22 protein-coding genes and 1 tRNA gene are annotated in these 22,478 nt (G+C 58.6%); 9 read left to right on the top strand and 14 right to left on the bottom strand.

What is annotated here, in order from left to right; genetic code table 11:
- Positions 1–16: 16 nt before the first annotated feature.
- The 3 genes from RHM69_RS01595 to RHM69_RS01585 form a co-directional block, all read right to left on the bottom strand.
- The gene (locus RHM69_RS01595; RefSeq protein ID WP_072435642.1) at positions 17–598 is read right to left on the bottom strand and encodes a TetR/AcrR family transcriptional regulator; all 582 of its coding nucleotides are present in this window, start codon (positions 596–598) and stop codon (positions 17–19) included.
- A gap of 104 nt (positions 599–702) precedes the next feature.
- Positions 703–1,959, bottom strand: a complete 1,257-nt coding sequence (locus RHM69_RS01590) for a cation:dicarboxylate symporter family transporter (protein ID WP_122299505.1) — start codon at positions 1,957–1,959, stop codon at positions 703–705.
- Between the two features lie 112 nt (positions 1,960–2,071).
- Positions 2,072–2,497, bottom strand: a complete 426-nt coding sequence (locus tag RHM69_RS01585; RefSeq protein WP_014718007.1) for a VOC family protein — start codon at positions 2,495–2,497, stop codon at positions 2,072–2,074.
- 155 nt (positions 2,498–2,652) lie between these two features.
- On the opposite strand from RHM69_RS01585, the gene RHM69_RS01580 reads away from it, so the two are divergent.
- Positions 2,653–3,531, top strand: coding sequence for a LysR family transcriptional regulator (locus RHM69_RS01580; RefSeq protein ID WP_020303199.1), 879 nt, complete (start codon positions 2,653–2,655; stop codon positions 3,529–3,531).
- A 205-nt stretch (positions 3,532–3,736) separates the two neighbouring features.
- Positions 3,737–5,011: a glycoside hydrolase family 68 protein gene (locus RHM69_RS01575; protein ID WP_200599412.1), complete on the top strand. Its 1,275-nt coding sequence runs from the start codon at positions 3,737–3,739 to the stop codon at positions 5,009–5,011.
- A 207-nt stretch (positions 5,012–5,218) separates the two neighbouring features.
- Here the strand turns inward: RHM69_RS01575 and RHM69_RS01570 are convergent, their stop codons facing one another.
- The gene (locus RHM69_RS01570) at positions 5,219–6,928 is read right to left on the bottom strand and encodes a polyurethanase (protein WP_038449729.1); all 1,710 of its coding nucleotides are present in this window, start codon (positions 6,926–6,928) and stop codon (positions 5,219–5,221) included.
- A gap of 103 nt (positions 6,929–7,031) precedes the next feature.
- A complete protein-coding gene (locus tag RHM69_RS01565) occupies positions 7,032–8,291 on the bottom strand; it encodes an MFS transporter (protein WP_200599410.1) in 1,260 nt (419 codons plus the stop codon).
- Positions 8,292–8,393: 102 nt separating this feature from the next.
- On the opposite strand from RHM69_RS01565, the gene RHM69_RS01560 reads away from it, so the two are divergent.
- The 5 genes from RHM69_RS01560 (at position 8,394) to yecR (ending at position 12,434) form a co-directional block, all read left to right on the top strand.
- Positions 8,394–9,362, top strand: coding sequence for an AraC family transcriptional regulator (locus RHM69_RS01560; protein WP_058410182.1), 969 nt, complete (start codon positions 8,394–8,396; stop codon positions 9,360–9,362).
- A gap of 911 nt (positions 9,363–10,273) precedes the next feature.
- A complete protein-coding gene (locus tag RHM69_RS01555) occupies positions 10,274–10,573 on the top strand; it encodes a hypothetical protein (protein WP_014718001.1) in 300 nt (99 codons plus the stop codon).
- A gap of 432 nt (positions 10,574–11,005) precedes the next feature.
- A complete protein-coding gene (locus RHM69_RS01550; protein ID WP_014718000.1) occupies positions 11,006–11,614 on the top strand; it encodes a hypothetical protein in 609 nt (202 codons plus the stop codon).
- A 42-nt stretch (positions 11,615–11,656) separates the two neighbouring features.
- A complete protein-coding gene (locus tag RHM69_RS01545; protein WP_020303194.1) occupies positions 11,657–12,073 on the top strand; it encodes a hypothetical protein in 417 nt (138 codons plus the stop codon).
- 178 nt (positions 12,074–12,251) lie between these two features.
- Positions 12,252–12,434 (top strand): YecR family lipoprotein, encoded by a 183-nt coding sequence (gene yecR, locus RHM69_RS01540; protein WP_282376524.1) that lies wholly within the window; start codon positions 12,252–12,254, stop codon positions 12,432–12,434.
- A 263-nt stretch (positions 12,435–12,697) separates the two neighbouring features.
- Here the strand turns inward: yecR and ltrA are convergent, their stop codons facing one another.
- From ltrA to RHM69_RS01510, 6 genes are all read right to left on the bottom strand, one after another.
- Entirely contained in the window at positions 12,698–14,119 is a 1,422-nt protein-coding gene (gene ltrA, locus RHM69_RS01535) for a group II intron reverse transcriptase/maturase (protein WP_011805433.1), read from the bottom strand.
- A gap of 469 nt (positions 14,120–14,588) precedes the next feature.
- Positions 14,589–14,664 (bottom strand) — tRNA-Gly (locus RHM69_RS01530).
- A 60-nt stretch (positions 14,665–14,724) separates the two neighbouring features.
- Positions 14,725–15,285: a CDP-diacylglycerol--glycerol-3-phosphate 3-phosphatidyltransferase gene (gene pgsA / locus RHM69_RS01525; protein ID WP_003190391.1), complete on the bottom strand. Its 561-nt coding sequence runs from the start codon at positions 15,283–15,285 to the stop codon at positions 14,725–14,727.
- A 32-nt stretch (positions 15,286–15,317) separates the two neighbouring features.
- Positions 15,318–17,141 carry an excinuclease ABC subunit UvrC gene (gene uvrC, locus RHM69_RS01520; protein WP_019821446.1) on the bottom strand — a complete coding sequence of 608 codons (1,824 nt, stop codon included), beginning with the start codon at positions 17,139–17,141 and terminating at the stop codon, positions 15,318–15,320.
- 1 nt (position 17,142) lies between these two features.
- Positions 17,143–17,784 carry a UvrY/SirA/GacA family response regulator transcription factor gene (gene uvrY, locus RHM69_RS01515; RefSeq protein WP_003190387.1) on the bottom strand — a complete coding sequence of 214 codons (642 nt, stop codon included), beginning with the start codon at positions 17,782–17,784 and terminating at the stop codon, positions 17,143–17,145.
- A gap of 151 nt (positions 17,785–17,935) precedes the next feature.
- Positions 17,936–18,301, bottom strand: coding sequence for a helix-turn-helix domain-containing protein (locus RHM69_RS01510; protein ID WP_003190384.1), 366 nt, complete (start codon positions 18,299–18,301; stop codon positions 17,936–17,938).
- An 82-nt stretch (positions 18,302–18,383) separates the two neighbouring features.
- On the opposite strand from RHM69_RS01510, the gene RHM69_RS01505 reads away from it, so the two are divergent.
- Positions 18,384–18,623, top strand: a complete 240-nt coding sequence (locus RHM69_RS01505) for a DNA-binding protein (protein WP_003190382.1) — start codon at positions 18,384–18,386, stop codon at positions 18,621–18,623.
- A gap of 35 nt (positions 18,624–18,658) precedes the next feature.
- Here the strand turns inward: RHM69_RS01505 and RHM69_RS01500 are convergent, their stop codons facing one another.
- Positions 18,659–19,105, bottom strand: coding sequence for a GNAT family N-acetyltransferase (locus RHM69_RS01500; RefSeq protein WP_032905025.1), 447 nt, complete (start codon positions 19,103–19,105; stop codon positions 18,659–18,661).
- Positions 19,106–19,855: a carbon-nitrogen hydrolase family protein gene (locus tag RHM69_RS01495; protein ID WP_200599404.1), complete on the bottom strand. Its 750-nt coding sequence runs from the start codon at positions 19,853–19,855 to the stop codon at positions 19,106–19,108.
- Between the two features lie 828 nt (positions 19,856–20,683).
- Between RHM69_RS01495 and RHM69_RS01490 the strand changes: the two genes are divergently transcribed.
- Positions 20,684–21,763 carry a 3-deoxy-7-phosphoheptulonate synthase gene (locus RHM69_RS01490; protein ID WP_014717995.1) on the top strand — a complete coding sequence of 360 codons (1,080 nt, stop codon included), beginning with the start codon at positions 20,684–20,686 and terminating at the stop codon, positions 21,761–21,763.
- A gap of 290 nt (positions 21,764–22,053) precedes the next feature.
- Here RHM69_RS01490 and RHM69_RS01485 read toward each other — a convergent pair whose 3' ends face one another.
- Positions 22,054–22,476 (bottom strand): hypothetical protein, encoded by a 423-nt coding sequence (locus tag RHM69_RS01485; protein ID WP_032903477.1) that lies wholly within the window; start codon positions 22,474–22,476, stop codon positions 22,054–22,056.
- Positions 22,477–22,478: the final 2 nt, after the last annotated feature.

The following is a 22,478-nucleotide window of genomic DNA, read 5'->3' as shown; positions in this document are numbered from 1 at the left end:
GTAAAAAAAAACGCCCCTATGCCAGCAGGCGCTTACTCGTGTTCAGCGCTGTTTCGAAAGCAGCCGTTGTGTTTCGCACCTTCACTAACAGTGAAGCCCCAAGCCACAGTTGATACAACGATTCAGCCAATGTCTCGGCGTTCTGGGTCGACGTGATGGACCCGTCAGCCATCCCCTGTTCAATACACCGGGTGATCCTCTGGATAATCAGCGCGGTGCCCGCTTCAAGTACGCTGCGCATGTCCTCCGAGAGGTCGCACACTTCTGCGCCGAGTTTCACCACCAGGCATTTCTCCTCGGGATGATCGAACGCCTGTGTCTTCGCCCAGTAACTCAGGTAGCCAATCAGCCGCTCGGCGCCAGTCCCTTGCGCTGCCATGACGATGTCTACCCGACCGATATACTCTTGGAAATACTCTTCCAGTAGTGCCTGGCCGAACTCCTCCTTGGAGCGGAAGTAGTGATAAAACGAGCCCTTGGGCACGCCCGCCGTCGTCAATACTTCCATAAGACCGACGGCGGTATAGCCCTTGTGGGTCATCAGTGTCTTCGCTACATCGATGATGTGCTGTCGCATGTCCAGATTAGATTTTTTCATAATGACGAGAGCCTATCCAAAACTAGACCGGTCGTCTACAAAACATTAGCAATACCTGACGAATGACCTCCTGCGTTCTCGCCTATCGTTGCTCCTGCAAACGACTAGACCCGTGCGGCTGGATAATCCGTTGAAGGTCTGAGCTCGACCTTTTCCCACTTGGCGATGACTAACGGCGCAATGGCATTGCCCAACACGTTCAACGTAGTGGTACCACTGTCGATGATCCTGAAAATGCCAGCGATCAACGCGACGCCTTCCAGTGGAAGACCTGCTGAGGCCAATGTCGCTGACAAGATGATGATGGCGAAACCTGGCACCCCTGCTGCGCCCTTGGAAGTCAGCACCATGGTCACCACCAACAGGATCTGCTGGGATAACGACAGGTCGATGCCATGGAGTTGCGCGACAAAGATCGTCGCCACCCCAAGAAAAATCGACGCACCATCGAGGTTGAACGCATACCCCACCGGCACCACGAAGCTGACGATCCGACGCGGCACGCCGTAACTTTCCATCTTTGTCATCAACTGCGGCATCACTGCGGCTGAGGCGGCACTTGAGAAGGCGAGCATCAACTCATCGCGCAAGTACCCGATCAACTTGAAAATGTTTTCGCCTATCAAGTAACAAATACCGCCAAGTACCACCAACGCAAAAACAATCAGCGCCAGGTACACGACACCAATCAACTTGAGCAATGGCAACAAGGAAGCGAAACCAAACGTCGCCACGGTCGCGCCGATCATGCCGAACACACCCACAGGCGCATAAGCCATAACCATGGAGACAACCTTGAACATCGCATCGCAAACACTTTGAAGCAGTGCGATGACCGGTGCGTTTTTCTCTTTCGGCAAGGCGTTCAATGCCAGGCCGAACAGCACGGCAAAAAACAACACCGACAGCAACTTCCCCTCCGACATCGCAGCCAATACGTTATCGGGCACGATGTTCTGCAATATTACCAGCGCTCCTTTCGGCGGCTCCAGCGTGATGGATGCGGCACCGTGCGAAACACCGGAAATATCGGTACCTGTTCCCGGTTCGAAGAGATTTGCGAAACACAAGCCTATGACGACGGCCAGCGCGGTAATCGCAAAGAAATAACCGAGCGAGCGCACACCCATGCGGCCAAATGACTTGCTGTCTGGGCCACCGGCAATGCCCAGAATCATGCAGCAGAACACGATTGGCACAACGACCATCTTCATCATCTTGATAAAGATGTCACCAAGCGGTTTCAGAACCTGCACGCTGACCCATGCCTGATAGAGCGGATGGGTATTGAAGTACCAACCGACAAGCACGCCAAGCAACAGCCCGGCAACGATTTGCCACACCAAGGGAATACGTTTCATGTCTAGCCTTCTTGTTGGAATGAAAGGTCTGCGTTATCAGCAGTTGCTAGAGTCATGAGCTTGCAGCTCACGTGAGCCCCCATGGCACAGCTCAGCTGTGCCATGGGTGTTCTTATTTCGCGAAGAGCTGGCCCATATCCTTGAACGCCTTGAATTCAAGGGCATTGCCGCAAGGATCAAACAGGAACATGGTGGCTTGCTCGCCAACCTGACCTTTGAAACGAATGTACGGTTCGATCACAAATTCGGTACCAAACGACTTCAGTCGCTCGGCCAGCGCTTCCCATTGCTCCCAACCCAGAATGATGCCGAAGTGCGGAACAGGAACATCATGACCATCGACCGGATTGCTATGAACACTTTCTTGAGAGGCGGTTTTGGGATGCTCGTGAATCACCAGTTGATGACCATAGAAATTGAAATCGACCCATTGAGTGCTGGACCGCCCTTCTTCTAAACCAAAAACCTCACCGTAGAAGGTCCGTGTTGAAGCCAGGTCGTAAACAGGTATTGCGAGGTGGAATGGCGAGAGGCTCATCAGATCTCCAGTGCTTTTTTTGTGGGTTTGGCGAACATTCCCCCGTCATTGCCTCGCTTGGCTCAGCCGTTGCCGGGAATGGAAAACATCGTAGGACGGAAAACCCAACATAAAAATCAATATATATTTCTTAGAAACACAATTAATATTTATGAATGATCAAAGAACTCAAGACACTCATCGCTGTTGCGCGGGAAGGCACTTTTGCCGCTGCCGGCAACAGAATCGGCCTGACCCAGGCCGCTGTGAGCGCGCAAATCCAGCGCCTCGAAGCTGAACTGGGCGTTGAAATTTTCGACAGAAAAGGACGCTCTGCGCATCTCAATAGAATGGGCCACCAGGTACTCTTGCAAGCTCAGGAATTGCTCAATCTTTACGACAACCTGGGCTCCTCGACAATGGGACAACCCACCCACGAGCGGGTGACTATCGGCGCTATCGCGTCGGTGCAGCGCTCATATTTGCCCGAATCGCTGGCCAGGTTTCACCAGCAATGCCCGCAATGTCGCACGCGAGTCATTCCAGGGCTGTCGATGGAATTGGTCAACCTCGTCGACGCTGGCGAGATCGACATGGCCACCATCATTCGCCCACCCTTCTCGCTTCAGAGTGACCTGCACTGGACGACGCTGGCGCGGGAGCCCTACCGGCTAATAGTACCGAGCGAAGTGCCCGGTGAAGACTGGTCGGCGCTGTTGTCCAGCCATCCTTTCATTCGCTATGACCGCTCATCGTTCGGCGGCAGGCAGGTTGATCGTTTTGTGCGGCAGATGCATTTCACGCTGCATGAGGTGTGCGAACTGGATGAGCTGGAGGCCATCCTTCAATTAGTCAAAAAGGGCGTAGGCGTCGCATTGGTGCCGCAAACGTGCAGAGATCCGGAGTGGCCTATGGGTGTTCGAGCACTCGATCTGGGCATACACACCTTTCACCGGGATATCGGACTCATACACCGTTCTCGCCAAAGCCTTACCGAACCCGTGCGGATGCTGGCTGACCTGATCAGTGACCAGTTCATGCGTGGCTTGAACTAACCACCCTCTCGCTCATGGCCATCACTGCGCCACGCCAATGGAATAACTTCTGTAAACGGGACAAGGTGAAACGTATCAGCTGAATGAAAAACTCAAAAAATGCATAAATGCATTTTTATCCTTGACCCACAGATCCGAGTCTTTTAAATTCGAATTACTGTATATAAATACAGTGACTTGAATCCCTACATGGACGAGGTTTCCTATGAAAAACACCCCTTCGAAATTTGGAAAAACACCCCATCAACCCAGCCTGTGGACCCGAGCCGATGCGCTTAAAGTGCGTGCGGACGACCCCACCACCACCCAGCCACTGGTCAGTGCGAACTTCCCGGTATTGAGTGACGAGGTTTTTATCTGGGACACCATGCCGCTGCGTGATATCGACGGCAACATCACCTCCGTTGACGGCTGGTCGGTGATCTTCACCCTCACTGCGGATCGCCACCCGAACGACCCGCAATACCTCGATCAGAATGGCAACTACGACGTCATCCGCGACTGGAACGATCGCCATGGCCGGGCAAAGATGTACTACTGGTTTTCTCGCACTGGCAAAGACTGGAAGCTCGGCGGCCGAGTGATGGCTGAAGGGGTTTCACCCACCGTGCGCGAATGGGCTGGTACACCGATCCTGCTGAACGAACAAGGCGAAGTGGACCTGTACTACACCGCCGTCACGCCCGGCGCGACCATCGTCAAAGTGCGTGGCCGCGTGGTGACCACCGAGCATGGCGTCAGCCTGGTGGGCTTCGAAAAGGTCAAGCCGCTGTTCGAGGCGGACGGCAAGATGTACCAGACCGAAGCGCAAAACGCCTTCTGGGGCTTTCGCGATCCATGGCCTTTTCGCGACCCGAAAGACGGCAAGCTGTACATGCTGTTCGAAGGTAACGTGGCCGGCGAACGCGGCTCGCACAAGGTCGGTAAAGCCGAAATCGGCGACGTGCCGCCAGGTTATGAAGACGTCGGTAACTCGCGCTTCCAGACCGCCTGCGTCGGGATTGCCGTGGCCCGCGACGAAGACGGTGACGACTGGGAAATGCTGCCACCGCTGCTGACCGCGGTCGGCGTCAACGACCAGACCGAACGCCCGCACTTTGTGTTCCAGGACGGCAAGTACTACCTGTTCACCATCAGCCACACCTTCACCTACGCCGACGGTGTAACCGGCCCGGACGGGGTATACGGCTTCGTCGCCGATTCGCTGTTCGGCCCGTATGTGCCGTTGAACGGCTCTGGCCTGGTACTGGGCAACCCGTCCTCCCAACCGTTTCAGACCTACTCGCACTGCGTCATGCCCAACGGCCTGGTGACCTCCTTCATCGACAGCGTACCGACCGACAACACCGGCACGCAGATCCGTATCGGCGGCACCGAAGCACCGACGGTGGGCATCAAGATCAAAGGGCAGCAAACGTTCGTGGTCGCCGAGTATGACTACGGTTACATCCCGCCGATGCTCGACGTTACGCTCAAGTAACGGAGGCTATGAGGTAGCGGGTTTGAGCTCGATGACAAACCCGCGGTAGATATCCGCTGCTCCCGTAGCGGTCTGACAGCCGCCATCGCAGGCAAGCCAGCTCCCACATTTTGGTCCGTGGGGCGTTAGGTAGGTATGTGTCGGCTGAGGGGCCGTCACGGGAGCAAGCTCACTCGCCACAGGTTCAACAGCCCATTGTGTGGGTATTCAGGAAATATAAATGCCTGCACCATTGAGTTGAGTCATGTTCACGCCAACCAACGTCACCGAGTTGTCGCCAAAGGACAACAGCGCATTGTCCTCGAACATCGAGACATGGGAACGGTAATCGTATTGCTGGCCCAGGTCAGGAATCCCCATGAACACCAGCTTATCGCTGGCCTGGTAGCCCTCGACCCGATCATTGCCAAAGAGGCCGTTGAACAGGAAAGTGTTGCTGCCCCCGCCCGACACCATCAGGTCATTGCCTGCCCCGCCGACGAAAACATTACTACCCTGCCCACCGATCAAATGATCGTCGCCGCCCAGACCGAACAACCATTCCCCCGCAGCATGAGCGGTGAGGACATTGTCCTGCGCATCGCCGTTGGCAGAGGCCGTGTAGGGCGTCAAGGCTGTGCCGGCCAGCAGGCCTTGGCCGGTTACGTTATAGGTGACGTCGTGGGTGCCCCAGGGGATTGAATTCCACATGATGTAGGACTGCTCTTGGCTCACCAATGCACCGATATCGCGGGTCATACTGATGCCGCCATAGGCGTCGTTGATGTAGAGCGTGCCATCGCCATCGTTGGCAAAGCCGAAGCTGGCCAGTGGCTTGTGCAGTTCGAAGACGTTATCGCCCTGCCCGCCCAGCAGGATGTTGTAGCCGCCATCATCGCGAAAACGATCATGACCGGCGCCGCCTTCCAGGAAGTCGTTGCCGACACCGCCCTTGAGCAGGTCGTTGCCCTCGGTGCCGAGGATGAAGGTATTGCCAGTGTGTTTTTCAGCGTAACGGTTCAGGTCTTGTACCCAGGTGGTTTCACGCGCAGCCTCGGTCAGGCTGGAGACCACGATGGTCGAATCCTTGCTGGTCAGGTCGTAGAACTCGGAGGACGCGATACGCCCCAAACCTTGGATGTAACCGTCCAGGGAGTGAGCCTTGGCCACGCCCCAATTCAGACTATTAGGTAAATGTGCCGAGAACGACGCGTAATTATCGGTAAAACTGACGAGGTTGTTGGCGGCCGCATCCCAGCCCCGGTCGTTGCCCCAGAAGAGTGCCGAGGTATTGATGCCTTTGCCATCAATGGCTTTGAACACCGGGTCATTTTCATAGCCAATATTCAACACCGGGGTATCACCCGAGCGTTGAGCGGGTGAGGCAAAGGTTACGTAGTTGGCATCCTGATAAAAGCCGCCCCAGTGATCGTGGCTCAAGGTCGCCAGGCTGTTGGCGCCCAGTGCGCCGAGGCTATGGCCGGTGACCAGGATATCCTTGCCGCTCAAGCCCTGGCTCGCGGCGTAACGAGCGACGTTTTCGAGCAAGGCGCTGAAGGCGAACTTGGCGTAATTGGCGGCGTATCCAGGCAGTGCTGCGGCCGCCAGGTCGCTGGCCACGTCACCCGCGCCATCCCAGGTCAAGCCAAAGGACGTGCCACGAAAGGCAATCCCCATGGCGATCAGCCTGCCAAGCCCATCGTACTGCCCCAGAATCTCGACGTTGGCCGAAGGGGCCAAGGCTGTCTCGCCCCAGAAGGTGCCTTGCTTGTCCACATGCTGCGTCACGCCCAGGGCCTGCGCACCGATAGGCGCCCAGCCACCGGTTGCCAGGGGTTGGCCGGTGGAATCATACGCGTACTCGGATAAAGCCAAGGCGTTGCTCAGCAGCGCCTTGGCGGGGTCGCCCTTCATGCCCTTGTAATCGAAAACGCCCATGCCCTTGGTCCCTTTTCAGATGACGTGCCAGATGGCCTCGATTCGGATGGCCGGGGTCGATTGAGTGCGCGTCACGGGGGACCGTCAAGGGTTACCTAGAAATTCAATAGTGCTCATTTTGAGCGCTAGCCCTCCCAGCATTGACGACATGGACAGAAGGCACCCGGACACGCAGCGCAATCAACAACGCAGCCAGCAACATCAGCACCGCCGCCGCTATAAAGACGCCCGCGCTGCCACCGAGGCTGAACACTGCACCGCCAGCGGCGGCGCCCATGGCGATGGCGGACTGCACAGAGGCCACCACCATACCCCCGGCGCTTTCCGCCTGGTCAGGTACCGCGCTGGCGACCCAGTTCGACCACGCCACCGGCACACCGCCAAAGGCCAAGCCCCATATTGCCAGCAGTACCGCCTGCCCCGGCAACGAGGGTGGCAACAGCACCAACGCCAGTGCTGCAACCCCGACCAGCGCAGGCATTAACACCAGAGTCGCCAGCGGGCGGTGCTCCAGCAGCCTGCCAGCCAACAGCGTGCCGAAGAAGTTCGCCACGCCGAACCCCAACAACATCAGCGACAGCCCTTGCGAGCCGATGCCGGTAGTACCTTCAAGAAATGGCCGAACGTAGGTGAACATCGCGAAGTGACCGCTATGCACCAGCACACAACCGAACATCCCCATGGCGATGCCTGGGCGCTGCAACACGTCGAAAACCGTGCGCAGACGTGCCGGCCGGCGCGGCGCGAGGCGCGGTAAAGTCAATGACTGAAACGCCAGGGTCACCATGCCTACCGCCGCCGCTGCAAAGAACGCGCTGCGCCAGCCGTATAGCCCGCCCAGATAACTGCCCAGTGGCACGGCAACGACCGTCCCGATGGCAATCCCACTGAAAATGATCGACAGCGCCCGAGGCAACAAAGCACTCGGCACCAAGCGCATCGCCACGGCCGCAGCCATGCTCCAGAACCCGCCCAGGGCAATCCCCAGCAAAATGCGCATCAACAGCAGCACCGCAAAGCTGGAAGAAACGGCGACCAACAGATTGGAGGCAACCATCAACGTGGAAAACCCCAGCAACACCCAACGTCGGTCGATGCCGCGGGTCAGGCCTGGCACCAACAAACCGGCGAACAACGCTACCACTGCTGTCACCGTTACCGCCTGGCCAGCCAGCGCTTCGGACACGCCCAGATCAGTCGCCATCAGTGTTAACAAACTGGCCGGAAGGTACTCCGCAGTCAGTAATCCGAACACTCCCATTGCCAGTGAGAAGACGGCCATCCACGCGGGGGCCGCAGGCTCTGCCTCCGAGAAGGCACCGGGATGGCGGTTGGATACGGCGTCACATACACAGTCAGTCATTACAGGGATCTCCCAATCATCATTGCGACCCGCAGTCTAGGCGCGCGAATCTGGATGATCTATGATCCAAAATCTCTCATTTTTGACTAAAACACCTGAACAATGTCTGCAGAACAGTTTGCTCTTTCCTCGGATCTCATCAACGAACTGTTGCGCGGTATGCGCCTGCGTGGCGTCGAATACCGGCGTATACAAACGAGTCCGAGTTTCGGTTTGGGCTTCGCTGAAAAACCTGGGCATGCCTGGTTCCATTTCATGGCCGTCGGCAATGCGGTACTGCGAATGGAGGACGGCACCACCTACGCGCTGTCTGCCGGCAACGCCGTGTTCATCTCCCACGGCGCGGCCCATCAACTGTATTCCCATGCGGACGTACCCGTTCAGGACATCGACCGCCTAGACGGCGTCCCCCTCGGTGACACCGTGAGCGCGGTGCACACCGGAACCGATGCCAGCCCAACGCCGAGCACCATTTTGTTCAGTGGTTGTATGGAGTTTGAACTGGGCAGCATCCATGGCCTCGGCAAACTGATGCCGGGCCTGATGTTGATTGATGCCGACGGCCAGCGCTACCCTGGACTGGTGCCTATCCTGACCACCATGGAACGCGAGGTCAGCGCCGCACGTGTGGGCTTCGCCGGTATCCTCGCGCGGTTGGCCGACGTGGTGGCCGCCATGGTCGTTCGCGGCTGGGTAGAGTGTGCCTGCGGTAATGCCTCTGGCCTGGTCGCCGCCTTGCGCGATCCACGCTTGGCCGGTGCACTGCTCGCGCTCCATCAACAACCGGGCCGCGACTGGACCGTTGCGCAATTGGCAGAGCAATGCAATACCTCACGCTCAGCCTTCGCGGATCGCTTCCAGGTGACGATTGGCATGACGCCGCTGCGCTATGTCACCGAACTGCGAATGCGGCTCGCAAGCCAGTGGCTGACCCTCGAAAGGCTGCCGATCGAAGAGGTAGCACAACGCTTGGGCTATACATCCCAGGCCGCTTTCAGTCGCGCGTTCAAACGTGTTACGGGCAAGACACCGGGGTTAAGTCGCAAGGTGAGGCAGCCCATTGTTACTTGACGCTGAGCGCACGTAGTCGACGGTCTGTGCCTCTGAATCATTTAATGAAAACCGCTCGTGACTACCTGATCGAAAGCCAGCACTGGGACCTCTCAGGCACCGCATAGGACCCGATCCGCGGTAGCGTCCCCCCTATCGCGTGTTTTCCACCGCCTTTGAAAGATCGCTCCTACACTTTCTCCAAACACTTCCGACGGCCCCATCTGAAATACCCAACAGTCACGAAAAACGACAAGCCCTTTTCTAAAATAAACGTTATGTATTCAGTTGTTCTGGGCAAGAAGCCCACGTCTCCATTCACCTCATGAAGAACTTGGATCATGCTAAATACCTCATTTTTTCCCTCATTGCGTACCGCCGTCAGTACAGCCCTGCGGTCCCGACAACTCAATCGAGAAGAAGAGCGCCTGGTCCACTACTACCGTTGCTTGTCGGAACAGGATCGTGAAGCGGTGCGCTGCCTAATGTTTGCGGTCAGGGAAACCAGCGAGGCGAACACCCTCCCCCATAAGAAGTGATGCCGTCATGGGTCAGCGAACGATGGAAGTACCTGCGGGTTTGACATCTAGCCGGCAGCCTGTCACTAACACCCTCGCGATGGATTTTTCTACCCAGCTAGAGCATGCCTGCGAAAGCCCCATCGCCGTGGAGGATCTGCATATCCCCATGCCCACCTTCGTCACCCTTCAGCCTCGATTTTCCCTCGGTGGCCTGACCCTCTCCCGCTCGATTTCCGTCAACTCCAACACGCTCCACCGTAGCCTCCGTCTCGATTTCCTCCAGGTGATTGTGGGGGTCTTTTACGCGCTCCTAGACTCCGCCGCCGTAGGGCAAATCCCTGTTCCCTCATGATTCCCACAGGCGGCACGCGCGCAATTTTCCTGCCGCCGTCACTCGCAAGGAGCCTCACGATGACCAAGACCTCAACCGCCCTCCTCCTGCTTGCACTGGCCAGCCTGCTGGCGGGCTGCACCACCAACCCCAACGTACTGCAGATACACAAAGTCACCGCAGAGGCGATTGGCTTGGCCTCTACGGATGAGCTGACCATGGGCCCGGTCACCAAGAGCAAGGAGGACTTCCTGGGCGGCGCTGAACTGAACTTCAAAGCCACGACCGCCAAGGGCCGTGTGTTCAACTGCTCGACGGTCATGACTCCAGGCATCCTGCTTGAGCCGCCGAAGTACTCGCGCCTGACCTGCACGAAGTAACCCTGACAGCCGGTGCGGGCATCGCGCGCACCGGCCTATGGGAACGGACGTCGGCGTGCCGGGCGCGCCACATGGCGGCGTTGCCGGCAAAGATGGTGTTCATGCTCAGCACGCTAAACCTGCGTCAGCGCTCAGCATTCGATAGATGGCCGTTTGAGGCATAAGAGTGCACGCAGTCGGCTGCCGAGGGTGAAGGGCGCCCCCAACACTTAGACACCCATTCAATTTCTGGGGCGTTTTCAATGCTTGGATAAGTCACGCACAACGCTATTGAAAGACACCTCCTACAGACCCAGCGCATGGGTTCGCAGGACGCGTCCTGATTGCGCCCACATTATTGAATGGCACGGGCGACGCTGCCTAGGATGTGCCCGCTCGCTCATTTCGTTGAGCTCTAGCCCTCCCCGCGTCCACGACAGGAGTCGATTGACCATGTACAACAACATCCCCCTCGGTTTGCGAAAGCGCCTGCTCGCAGGTTCGACCTTCGCCCTCTTATCGCTAAGCGCAGCCCCCGCAGTGGCCACCGACTGGTGGATGATCTTTGGCACCGGCGACACGCCCAACAGAGACCTGTTCTTCGCCGATGCACAGTCGGTAAAAGCCACACAACAACACCCGCAAAACACACAGCTGACGGTCGTGCAGGTATTCGAAAGCCCCAACAGCCCCAACTACGTGAGCTACGCGCTGGAGCTGCAATGCCCGGAGCGACAGCTCAGGGTGAACTCTGCCACCGCCTACCTGCGCGCCGGGGCGACCACGGTGCTGCCGGCGCCTAAACGTTGGGTGCCGGTGCCCAAGAGCTGGCTGGAGCGTGGCTATGACTTCGCCTGCGCACCGGGCAAACGCAAGTCCAACGCCATGATGCCGATGGGCGTCGGCTCCATCGATAACGCTCAACTGGTGGCGATCACGCAGCAAGGCCTCTTCAATCAGTTGCCGGGTAATCAGCCGATCCGCATTGAGTCCAAGAAGAGCAGCACCGAGGACGTGATGCGCGACCTCAACTTCCTCTTGGGCGCACCTGAGAAAAAATGACCTCCAGCGTCAACCGGCACGCTTGAATAATGAGTGATCAACATGAAATACACAGGTGCATTGGCCTTGGCCCTCGCGCTGCTGCAGACCGGCTGCGTCAGTTTTGACACCGTCCCGGAAATGTACGCGCGCAGCCAATGGAAAGGCCGCCCGGCGCAGGACGCCATCAATTTCTTTGGTCCACCCCAAAAAATGGATCGCACCGCGGACGACCAGCATGTGGTGATGCAGTGGTACCGCGACACGTCTTACAACAGCAATGAGGTGGTGGCACAAAGCGCGGAAAGGCAGGGCAATGTGATGGTGCACACCAACTATTGGGCAACCGTCAATAACCCGAATCGCTGCATCCTTTCCATCACCGTCGACCAGGACAGGAAGGTCGTCGGGTTTGAGGCCGATGAAGGCGAATTGCTGCTGTCCAGTGGCTGCCAGTCGGTCAAGTTTGGGCCGCCTTAGGCAACCGACGTTGAGACAGGCTAGTGGAAACACCTCCTACAAACGTCATGTTTTACTCTTGAAGGACCGCCCTCGACAATGAAATCCGTCATCGTCGCCATCGCCCTACCGCTCATTGCAGGCTGCGCAACGCCGAAATATTGGGGGGGCCACCGGCGGCAACCCGTCCGATGGGCTTGTGCAACTCTTCTACGTCCATACGCCGTTTGAGTACGGCCAAATCCGGGCATCCCAAGGGTTGGCGATTGCCACGGGGCGTTGCCAATTTTGGAACTACGCGCGCGCTGAGCGCGCAGGCGCACAAAAATCCGTGTGCCGCACGATGGGGCAATTCCACTGCCTGGAAACCACCGTCACTTAGGATTATCGGTGCCAGAAGTGACGCCCTCCCCAAGCGTCGAGGCGCGTCGGGAAGTTGAGCGAACAGTAGTTCGCCTGGCGACCCAGGCGAACTGAGCGGATCTAGTAACAATACGAATTTGAGCGCGCGCCCTACGGTTGTGCGCACAAACAAAAAAAGACGCCTAAGCGTCCATTCCGTAAATCACACAGGATCGAGTAGGAGGCGGATTCACATCCGCCGTCCTCTCACACCACCGTACGTACGGTTCCGTATACGGCGGTTCAGGTTATACGGTTAAGTCGGTTTATCGTATCCAGTATCGAGACCAGCCCGAGGCGGTCCCACAGCTTCTTCGGCAACGCCTGATTCATATGGGGCGCTCCCGAGTTCCACCATGGGCCTCGGCCATTGACTGCCGATTTCCACGCCCGCGCCGCATTAAGTCCCAAGCGTATCAAGTTGCGCGCCCTCGTAGAGGGCCGCTTCCATTGACGCCAGACGATACAGCGAAGCTTGTGACGCACCCAGCCGTCCAATTCCTCAAGTGGCCGTCTGCTCTGGCTCAGCTTGAAGTAGCCCGCCCATCCGCGCAGCACGGGGTTTATCCGCTCGATGACAGTCGCCACCTTGTGGCCCCGCGCTTTACGTAGCAGCTCTCTGAGCCGGTCGCGCAAGCGACCCAGGCTCATCGTCGCCACTCTCAGTCTCGGTTGCTGATGCCAGCTCATCCCGTAACCCAAGTAATCACACATCCAAGACCCGGCTACTCGGCTCTTATCCCGATTCAGCGTTAGTTTCAGGCGCTGATTCAGGAAGCGCTCAACACTGGCCATCACTCGTTCGCCAGCACGAGGGCTGCGCACATAGATGTTCGCATCGTCGGCATAACGCACGAAGCGATGACCCCGCCGTTCCAGCTCGCGGTCGAGTTCGTTGAGCAGGATGTTCGACAGCAACGGCGAGAGCGGGCCGCCTTGCGGCGTCCCTTCCTGCCGTCGGCTGGCGATCCCACCCGACATCTCACCGGCTTGGAGGTACCGCCGGATCAGTCTGAGCACGCGTTTATCTACGATTTGGCGCGCCACGTACGCCATCAGGAGATCGTGGTTGACCCGGTCAAAGAATTTCTCAAGATCGAGTTCCACGCACCAGCGATGCCCTGCCGCCACATGGGCGCGGGCTGTCTCGATGGCTTGGTGGGCGCTTCTGCCCGGACGGAAGCCGTAGCTGTAATCCGAAAACAGCGGGTCGAAGATCGGCGTGAGCTGTTGCAGCAGTGCCTGTTGGATCAGGCGATCCACGACGCAGGGAATGCCCAGTTGTCGGGTGCCGCCTTTGGGTTTGGGGATGTCGACGGCGCGTACACCTTGCGGGTGGTATTCGCCGGCCAGCAACCTCCTCTGGAGGATCGGCCAATACTGATTCACGTAGTCCGCCAAGTCGTCGACCGTCATGCCATCGGCACCCGGCGCGCCCTTGTTGCTGACCACGCGCTGATACGCACGTCTGAGGTTGGCCGGTGCAAGCACCCGCGCCATCAGCGTGTCCGGCTCCGCGTTCGTCCACGTCACAGATGCCGTCGATACCTTTGCGCTGTCAGCCGTCATCCTCGGATTCTGTCCGGGACTCGGAGTCACAGTCTTCTCTTGGAGAAATTTCTGCATTTCGGTATTCAACGAGACTCTGACGCCTACTGGCGGCATAACCTGTTCGGCCCTTGGTGGCGCGGTTATTCGCCACTTACTACGGCTTCGGCTGACTTCTGCACGCTCATCCCATCGCCTCTCGACGCTCGGTAGCACACTGGCAAACGTGCAGATCTCCCAGGGTAATTCGCGCGACCTTCCTGCTTATGCCTGTCGGATCTACGTCACAGCGTTCCGTGCAAGTATTGGGCTTTGAAGATTTTGGCCTTCTTACCCCGCTGCGCCGCCTCTATCCGCTTCCTGTTCGTCAGGCCAGCATTTTGCCTCGGGCTTCCTTCAGATTCGCAGTCACCCGCGACACCCTTGCCTCTGGCTAACACTTCCCCTTGCCGGGTGTGTAGAGGACTTTCACCTCCCAGTCACCAGCGTGGCCACCACAGCCAAGCTGGTTGCGCTTGCGCGCAACGCGCCATGCCTGGCGCACCAAAAAAAAGCCACTCGTTAGAGTGGCTTTTTCATTAATGCTTGGAGCGGGAAACGAGACTCGAACTCGCGACCCCGACCTTGGCAAGGTCGTGCTCTACCAACTGAGCTATTCCCGCTTGGTGATGCGCATTCTATAGAATCCTCAGCACCCGTCAACCCCTTGATTCAAAAAAGTTTTATTTCTTTTCAACGGTGGTTCGCAGATGGGGCCAGGCCGCACGCAGATATTGCAGCATGGACCACAAGGTCAGGCCGGCCGCGACCAGCAGCAAGGCGTAGCCCGTGAGCACCCAGAACGAGAAGTCCGACGGGTTGGCCAGCAGGATCACCAGCGCGAGCATTTGCGCGGCGGTTTTCCATTTGCCCATGTTGGAGACGGCCACGTGGGCGCGGGCGCCGATTTCGGCCATCCATTCGCGCAGGGCCGAGACGACGATCTCGCGGCCGATGATGACGGCGGCCGGCAGGGTCAGCCACAGGTTGCCGTGTTCCTGTACCAGCAGGACCAGGGCGACGGCCACCATGAGTTTGTCGGCCACGGGGTCGAGGAACGCGCCGAAGGGCGTGCTCTGTTCCAGGCGGCGGGCCAGGTAGCCGTCGAGCCAGTCGGTGGCGGCTGCGAAGGCAAATACCGAACTGGACGCGACGTAGCTCCATTCATACGGCAAATAGAACAACAAAATGAAAATCGGGATAAGCAGGACGCGTAGAACGGTGATCAGATTAGGGATATTCATCGGCACAACTGGCTACGAGGTGAGAAGGCATTCTATTCGCTGTGCAGATTGGCATAAATCAATTCAGCGAGCTTTTTACTGATACCGGGTGCTTTGGCTATCTCGTCAATGCTGGCACGGGAGAGCTCCTGCAAGCCACCAAAATGTTTAAGCAAGTCGCGACGCCGCGTCGGGCCAACCCCTGCCACCCCTTCCAGGGTTGAAGTTCGCCGGGTTTTGCCACGGCGGGCGCGGTGGCCGGTAATGGCGAAACGGTGGGCTTCGTCGCGGATTTGTTGAATCAGGTGCAGCGCGGGTGAGTCGCCCTTCAACGTGAACTCATGGGCGGCATCATTCAGGTATAACGTCTCGAAACCAGCCTTGCGCGTGGTGCCCTTGGCCACACCGAGCAGGATCAGGTCGGGCACCGCCAGTTCGTTGAGCACGTCACGGGCCATGGATAACTGGCCCTTACCGCCGTCTACCAGCAGGATATCGGGGAGCTTGCCCTCCCCGTCCTTCAACTTGCTGAATCGCCGCGTGAGCGCCTGGTGCATGGCGGCATAGTCATCGCCGGCGGTAACGCCTTCGATGTTGTAGCGCCGGTAGTCGGCCTTGATCGGCCCTTCCGGACCGAATACCACGCAAGAGGCCACTGTGGCCTCGCCGCTGGAGTGGCTGATGTCGTAGCACTCCAGGCGCTGGGGCGGCTCGTCCAGGTTGAGGACCTCGGCCAGGGCGTCGAAGCGTGCAGCGACGTGCTGTCGGTTCGCCAGCCGCGCGCCCAGGGCCTGTTCGGCGTTAGTCACGGCCAGCTGCTGCCAGCGAGCACGGGTGCCGCGTACGCGGTGGCTGATGTCCAGCTCGCGGCCGCGCAGCTCGTGGATGGCCTCGATCAAGGTGGGGAAGTCTTCGTGCACCACGTTGACGATCAGTTCAGACGGCAGGTCGCGCTCAGGGCTGCTGACGTAGTATTGGCCAAGGAATGCGGCCATGACCTCCGCCACGTCTTCGTCGATACCGGTCTGCGGGAAGAAGTTCTTGCTGCCTAATACCCGCCCGCCTCGTACGCTGATCAGGTGCACACAGGCGCCGCCCGGGTTGACGAACGCGGCGATCACGTCAACGTCACCGGTGCCGCCTTCCATGCTTTGCTGGTCCTGGACACGGCGCAGCAGGGAGATCTGGTCGCGCAGTTCGGCGGCCTTTTCGAAATCCAGGGTACTGGCGGCCTGCTCCATGGCCCCGGACAACTCATCGGTGAGTGCGTTGCTGCGCCCTTCGAGGAACATCACCGAATGGCGCACATCCTCGGCGTACTCCGAAGGTTCCACCAGGCCCACGCAGGGCGCCTTGCAGCGCTTGATCTGGTATTGCAGGCACGGCCGGGTGCGGTTCTTGTAGAAGCTGTCTTCGCACTGACGCACAAAAAAGGTTTTTTGCAGCAGGCTCAGGCTTTCACGAATCGCCCCGGCGCTGGGGTAAGGCCCGAAGTACTTGCCCTTTTGCTTCTTTGCCCCGCGGTGAATGCTCAGGCGGGGAAAGTTGCCGTCGGATAAAAACACGTAAGGGTAGGATTTATCATCACGCAACAGGATGTTGTAAGGCGGCCGCCATTCCTTGATCAGCGTCTGCTCAAGCAGCAGCGCCTCGGTTTCATTGGCGGTGATGGTGGTTTCGACCTGGGCGATACGCGCCACCAGGGCGGCGGTTTTCGGCGCAAGGCCGGTCTTGCGAAAGTAGCTCGCCAGACGGTTCTTCAGGTTCTTGGCTTTGCCCACGTAAAGCAGGCGCGCCTCGCTGTCGAACATGCGGTACACGCCGGGGCGGCCACTGCAGGTGGAGAGAAAGGCACTCGGATCAAACGGTGTGGTCATGTCAGGCGCTGGCGTCCACCATGCCGTGGCGCACTGCGAGCAGGGTCAATTCAACATCACTGCTGATGGCAAGCTTCTCGAAGATACGATAACGGTAGGTATTGACGGTCTTGGGCGACAGGCACAGCTTGTCAGAGATGGTCTGCACCTTCTGGCAACCGACGATCATCAGGGCGATCTGGATTTCCCGCTCCGACAGCGCATCAAATGGCGAATCGCTGGTGGGCTGGAACGACTTGATCGCCAATTGCTGGGCAATCTGCGGGCTGATGTAACGCTGGCCGGCAAATACCAGGCGAATGGCTTGCACCATCTCGGCCAGGCCTGCGCCCTTGGTGAGGTAGCCGGCGGCACCGGCTTGCAGCAAACGGGTGGGAAACGGGTCTTCCTCGCACACCGTGACCACCACGACCTTGATGTCCGGATGGCTGCGCAATAACTTGGTCGTGGCACCAAGACCGCCAATCCCAGGCATCTTGACGTCCATCAGTACCACATCGGGCTTCAACTCCCGGGCCTTGATCAGGGATTCCTCCCCCGACTCCGCCTGGCCGACTACTTGCAGGCCGTCGATGTCAGCCAGCATTCGTGTAATGCCTGTACGAACGAGATCATGGTCATCGACTACTAGCACCCTAATCAAGCAGACACCTCGCGATATGGTCTTATAGGTTGCTGAACACCTTAGCAAAAAACCAAGGCGCAGACCTAGTTGCAAGTGTCATATATATAGAGATTAAACGTGCTGCGGCTGTTCGCCGGCTGGCGAACAGCCCTGTTTCCTGGGCTAAAGGTCAGGATTCCTGGGGGGGCGACTTGGCTTTTCCGTTCACCACGGATGAATGCTCAGCCAAGGTACTGGTCAAGCGACGGATTGCGTCCTGGTCTTCCTTGAACATCGCTCGGTAATTGCCCAGCACTTTCTCTTCGATCTTGCTCAGGTTATCCAGCTGGATCGGCGTTGGGCTGCCGGTCAACACGTACAGGATATCCACACCTTTTTCGGCGACGCGAGACAAATAGTCGGCCTTGGGTGCACGACCACCGCTTTCATATTTGCCTTGGGCGTTCGCTTCAACGCCTCCAATTTCTCCAAAAACTTTCTGCGACAGGCCAAGTCGCTCTCTTTCTTGCCTTAAGCGCGAACCGATTCCACTCATTTGGATGTATGATCCTAAATTGGCACACCCCAAGAGGTGTCACACCATCACTTCGTTAAACAAACTTGAACGGTTTTGAACTATGCCCGGAATCCGTACTGCTGCACAAGCCAAGGCCTGGCTGGAACATCAAGGAAAGTCAGTTCAAGCGTTCGCCCGGGAACATGGCGTAGACCCGGCAACCACGTATCAAGTGCTCTCCGGGCGCAAAAAGGGACGGCGTGGAGAAGCCCATAAAGTGGCGGTACTTCTGGGCATGAAAGAGGGCGTTATCGTGGATGAGCCAAGAGCTCAATCCCACGACGAACAAAGCACTAACTGACAGCAGTATGCGCTTATTTGTAGGACGTGCATGTTTTAGTCCGATGTGAGTGCGCGACACTCACGCTCCATCCGCCAGAAGCCATCCTCTTCACCGACAATGCTCAACCCCAAGCGCTGATACAGCCTTCTTGCCGGGTTGGTCTTGAACACCGTCAAACGTAGAAAGCCCAGGCCCTCGACGCGTGCCTTGAGCGCCATTTGCTCCAGCACCCATGTGCCCGCGCCCTGCTTGCGGCAGCATTCCAGCAGGTGCAGCTCGCGGATATACAGGGCCTTGCCATCGCGGCTCAGGCTGATAAAGCCCATGACGACGTCATCGTTGCAGATCAGCCAGTTCTCGCGGCCCGCCCAGGCCACGTCGAAGCCGTCGCTGGACCACAACAAGCCGTTCTGACGGTAGTAATGGCTCATGGCCTGCTGGGTCAGGGTGCGGGCAAACGGCAGGTCCTGCTCGATGGCCCGGCGCAAATGAAACCTCATTCAGAGGGCGACCACTTGGCCGGTCCACTGCCCGCCGTCGCGACGGGCGATCACCAACGCGTCGCCGACACCGGGGGCGGCAACAAGCAAGTTGCCATCGGCGGTCCAGATCGCACTGCGACCGGCACAAGCCCAGCCTCCAGATGGGCCACCGTGGTTAGCCATCAGTACCAACAGGCCATGCTCGGCCGCATAGCCTTCAAGCAAAGCACTGTCCGCCGCGTAGCCTCCCTCGCTGATCAGTACGCCGGCGGCATACACCGTGGCGCTCGCTGCCGCCGCTTGACGTGGATGGCTGGCCTGGGAAAAGTCCGCACACACCGCCAGCGCGATGCGCTCCTCTGCCAATTCCAGGGGCTCGCCGCCCTGCCCCGCAGCAAATGCCAGCTCTTCGCCGGGGTGCAGATGCTGCTTGGTGTAGACGCCTACTGAACCGTCCGCCTCAAGCACCAGCGCGCCGATCAGCACACCTGTTTTTGGCGCCAAGCGCACCGGCATGCCCACCACGGCCGTCAACTGCAGCTCCCGCGCCAGTTCACGCAACGGCGTCAACACGGCGTCTTGCGGGTCGATGGCCAAATCGGCCGCCAGGAACGGCTCGTAGCCTGTCAGTGACAGTTCTGGAAACACCAGGCATTGCACACCCTGTTCAGCCGCGGCCCGCATCAACGCCAGGTGCCGCTGGATATTGGCAGCGATATCGCCCGGGATGGAAACGGTTTGCGCCGCAGCAAGGGTCAAGGCAGTCATGGTCGCGTCCTGGCAATCATTGTTTGAGAGCCGTCAGCATATCCACACTTGCCCCATAGCGGCATAGGTATCGCCGTTACCGCAGGAATGGATATGTACACGGTCCAACTGTGTTGACGGTCCGGCCGTCTTCGCAGGCAAGCCAGCTCCCACATTTGGATCGCGGTGCCTCAGCCAGATCAGCGCCGGCTGTCAGGCCGTCACGGGAGCAGGCTCCCTCGCCACAGGTCCAGCGTCGCAGCAACGTTGTGTAGATACCTATGCCCATAGCGGTAAGTACTGCCACGCGATAGAAATTACTGATTGAATCCACCCGCACGCCTCTAGTAAGCTCCCCCCATCATTTGGAGAGCCCCATGTTGCCACTCACCCACACTCAGGTTTGCCCTGCTGCCAGCGCCTTGCGCTCGGTGTCGGCTACCCATGTGAATGGTTCGAGCGCACTGGCCGGCTTTTATTTTGGGTATTGGTTTAGCCACTGGCGCGCCTGATACCTGAAATCGGCGCCCACTACTCAAGGGGTCGCCTACCAGAGAAATCTAAACCCCCGGTCGGCTCCCCGACCGGGGGTTTTGTTTTTTCAGCGCCTGACAATTTGTTTTTCACGCTCACTTAAAGGAATCACACCATGAACTACGCCACCTATTACCGCTACGACACTTGCACTGCATGGCGATTTAGCCAGCTCCGTTCGGGACAGCCTGCCGCCTCCGACCGGTCACCCCGTGGTGGCAAGCCAACACACGTAGCCGATACGGCCAATTGTCGAACACCCCAGTAGGCCAAGCGTGCGGGAATCGCCCGCCGCTTGCCCAGGAAGCCTTGAATATGAACTCCTCCGTCGCCGCTTTGCCCGTCTCTGCCCTCAACAGCGCCAATGAAGCCCTGACCCAGCGTTTGCCCAGCGCTCTTGAACTCAAGCACCAACTCCCGCTCAGCCCGTTCCTCAACGAACAAGTCCACGCCCATCGCCAAGCCGTGCGCGCCATCCTCAATGGCGAAGATTCACGCTTGCTGGTGATTGTCGGCCCGTGCTCGATCCACGACCCGGAATCGGCCATGGAATACGCGCGCAATCTGAAGAAGCTTGCGCTTGAAGTCAGCGACCAGATGCTGCTGGTGATCCGTGCCTACGTCGAGAAACCGCGCACCACTGTGGGCTGGAAAGGCTTGGCCTACGATCCGCACTTGGACGGCAGCGATGACATGGCCGCCGGCCTGACCCTGTCCCGCGAACTGATGCGTGAAATGCTGCGCCTGGGCCTGCCGGTGGCCACCGAGTTGCTGCAACCCATGGCCGCCGGCTACTTCGATGACCTGCTCACTTGGGTCGCCATTGGCGCACGCACGACCGAATCGCAGATTCACCGCGAATTGGCCAGCGGGCTGGGCATGCCCGTGGGCTTCAAAAACGGCACCGACGGTGGCGTCGCCATTGCCTGCGATGCAATGCGCTCAGCCTCTCACCCGCATCGTCATTTCGGCGTCGACAGCCAGGGCCACCCGGCGATCATCCAGACGCCCGGCAACCCCGACACTCATTTGGTGCTGCGCGGCGGCCATCGTGGGCCCAACTACGATGCGCAAAGCGTGGCCGACGTAAAGCATGACCTGGCCAAGTCCAAAGTAGCGCCACGAATCATGGTCGATTGCAGCCATGCCAACAGCGGCAAGAACCCGCTGCGCCAACCGGCGGTATTCAATGACGTGCTGGAGCAGCGTTTGCAAGGTGATACCTCGCTGGTCGGCATGATGCTTGAGAGTCACCTGTTCGAAGGCTGCCAGCCGCTGAGCGCGTCGATGAAATACGGCGTTTCGGTGACCGATGGTTGCCTGGGTTGGGACGGGACCGAGCAGTTGTTACGCAGTGCCGCCGAGCGTTTGCGGGAACACGGCAAAGCCGACTGATCGGTGAAAAACATTAGATCGGCCTGGAATTTCTGTTTGGCAAACTCCTGCAGTGGGCGAGCATGGGCCGGTAGTGGCGTGTGCTCGATGCCTTCTCTTGCCTGCTTCTGCGAAGATTGAACTGGCCCGTAGATTTCGTGGCATACGGTAAACACGATGCACCCTTGAATCGCCTTCGTGCAGGAGCGAGCTTGCTCGCAAAAAAACGTCAACGATAACGCGTGCTTCCTGAATAAACGCAGCGCCTGCGAGTTTTTCGCGAGCGAGCGCCTACAAACAATGGCTGTGGACTAGGCCCGGGCCACCGGCATGCGGGACAGCTCTCGAAGCCACGGCAACACCCGCAGGCCGTTGGCAGTCTCGCAGGGGTCGACGATGTCCATGAAGTGTTCGAGGTTGACGTGGTCCGGCACACCCGGCAATCGCACTCGCACAGCCGGCGTTACGCCGCAAGGGGCGCCCAGGTCCAGATGCTCGTAGACGAGTACATGACGCACCTGGGGCAGAGGCTCATGGGCTTGGGCCATCAGCCCCGCATTGATTATCAGCACGTCGAAGGGTTCGGCAGGAATGGCAGTGAGAATCCGCACCTCTTCGAATGTTTGCACCGGCACGATCCGGTAATAACCCAACTGGTTGAGCATTTTCTCGATGTACAAGCGTTGCAGATGCTGTTCATCGGCAATCAGGATGGTCAGTGCTTTGTTCGGCATGG

It is taken from the genome of Pseudomonas sp. CCI1.1 (assembly GCF_034348165.1).
GTDB classification, from domain to species: Bacteria; Pseudomonadota; Gammaproteobacteria; order Pseudomonadales; family Pseudomonadaceae; genus Aquipseudomonas; species Aquipseudomonas paracarnis.
Note: the sequence above shows the minus strand (reverse complement) of the source record. Positions and strands in the feature narration are given on the sequence as shown.

Excerpts from the sequence above, each read along its gene's own strand:
- RHM69_RS01565 (WP_200599410.1), bottom strand. The coding sequence starts at position 8,291 with ATGACTGACTGTGTATGTGACGCCGTATCCAACCGCCATCCCGGTGCC.
- RHM69_RS01490 (WP_014717995.1), top strand. The coding sequence starts at position 20,684 with ATGAACTCCTCCGTCGCCGCTTTGCCCGTCTCTGCCCTCAACAGCGCC.
- RHM69_RS01495 (WP_200599404.1), bottom strand. The coding sequence starts at position 19,855 with ATGACTGCCTTGACCCTTGCTGCGGCGCAAACCGTTTCCATCCCGGGC.
- RHM69_RS01580 (WP_020303199.1), top strand. The coding sequence starts at position 2,653 with ATGATCAAAGAACTCAAGACACTCATCGCTGTTGCGCGGGAAGGCACT.
- RHM69_RS01560 (WP_058410182.1), top strand. The coding sequence starts at position 8,394 with ATGTCTGCAGAACAGTTTGCTCTTTCCTCGGATCTCATCAACGAACTG.
- RHM69_RS01590 (WP_122299505.1), bottom strand. The coding sequence starts at position 1,959 with ATGAAACGTATTCCCTTGGTGTGGCAAATCGTTGCCGGGCTGTTGCTT.
- uvrC (WP_019821446.1), bottom strand. The coding sequence starts at position 17,141 with ATGACCACACCGTTTGATCCGAGTGCCTTTCTCTCCACCTGCAGTGGC.
- RHM69_RS01545 (WP_020303194.1), top strand. The coding sequence starts at position 11,657 with ATGAAATACACAGGTGCATTGGCCTTGGCCCTCGCGCTGCTGCAGACC.
- RHM69_RS01550 (WP_014718000.1), top strand. The coding sequence starts at position 11,006 with ATGTACAACAACATCCCCCTCGGTTTGCGAAAGCGCCTGCTCGCAGGT.
- RHM69_RS01485 (WP_032903477.1), bottom strand. The coding sequence starts at position 22,476 with ATGCCGAACAAAGCACTGACCATCCTGATTGCCGATGAACAGCATCTG.
- RHM69_RS01595 (WP_072435642.1), bottom strand. The coding sequence starts at position 598 with ATGAAAAAATCTAATCTGGACATGCGACAGCACATCATCGATGTAGCG.
- pgsA (WP_003190391.1), bottom strand. The coding sequence starts at position 15,285 with ATGAATATCCCTAATCTGATCACCGTTCTACGCGTCCTGCTTATCCCG.
- RHM69_RS01585 (WP_014718007.1), bottom strand. The coding sequence starts at position 2,497 with ATGAGCCTCTCGCCATTCCACCTCGCAATACCTGTTTACGACCTGGCT.
- RHM69_RS01570 (WP_038449729.1), bottom strand. The coding sequence starts at position 6,928 with ATGGGCGTTTTCGATTACAAGGGCATGAAGGGCGACCCCGCCAAGGCG.
- RHM69_RS01500 (WP_032905025.1), bottom strand. The coding sequence starts at position 19,105 with ATGAGGTTTCATTTGCGCCGGGCCATCGAGCAGGACCTGCCGTTTGCC.
- RHM69_RS01510 (WP_003190384.1), bottom strand. The coding sequence starts at position 18,301 with ATGAGTGGAATCGGTTCGCGCTTAAGGCAAGAAAGAGAGCGACTTGGC.
- RHM69_RS01575 (WP_200599412.1), top strand. The coding sequence starts at position 3,737 with ATGAAAAACACCCCTTCGAAATTTGGAAAAACACCCCATCAACCCAGC.
- RHM69_RS01505 (WP_003190382.1), top strand. The coding sequence starts at position 18,384 with ATGCCCGGAATCCGTACTGCTGCACAAGCCAAGGCCTGGCTGGAACAT.
- RHM69_RS01555 (WP_014718001.1), top strand. The coding sequence starts at position 10,274 with ATGACCAAGACCTCAACCGCCCTCCTCCTGCTTGCACTGGCCAGCCTG.
- ltrA (WP_011805433.1), bottom strand. The coding sequence starts at position 14,119 with ATGCCGCCAGTAGGCGTCAGAGTCTCGTTGAATACCGAAATGCAGAAA.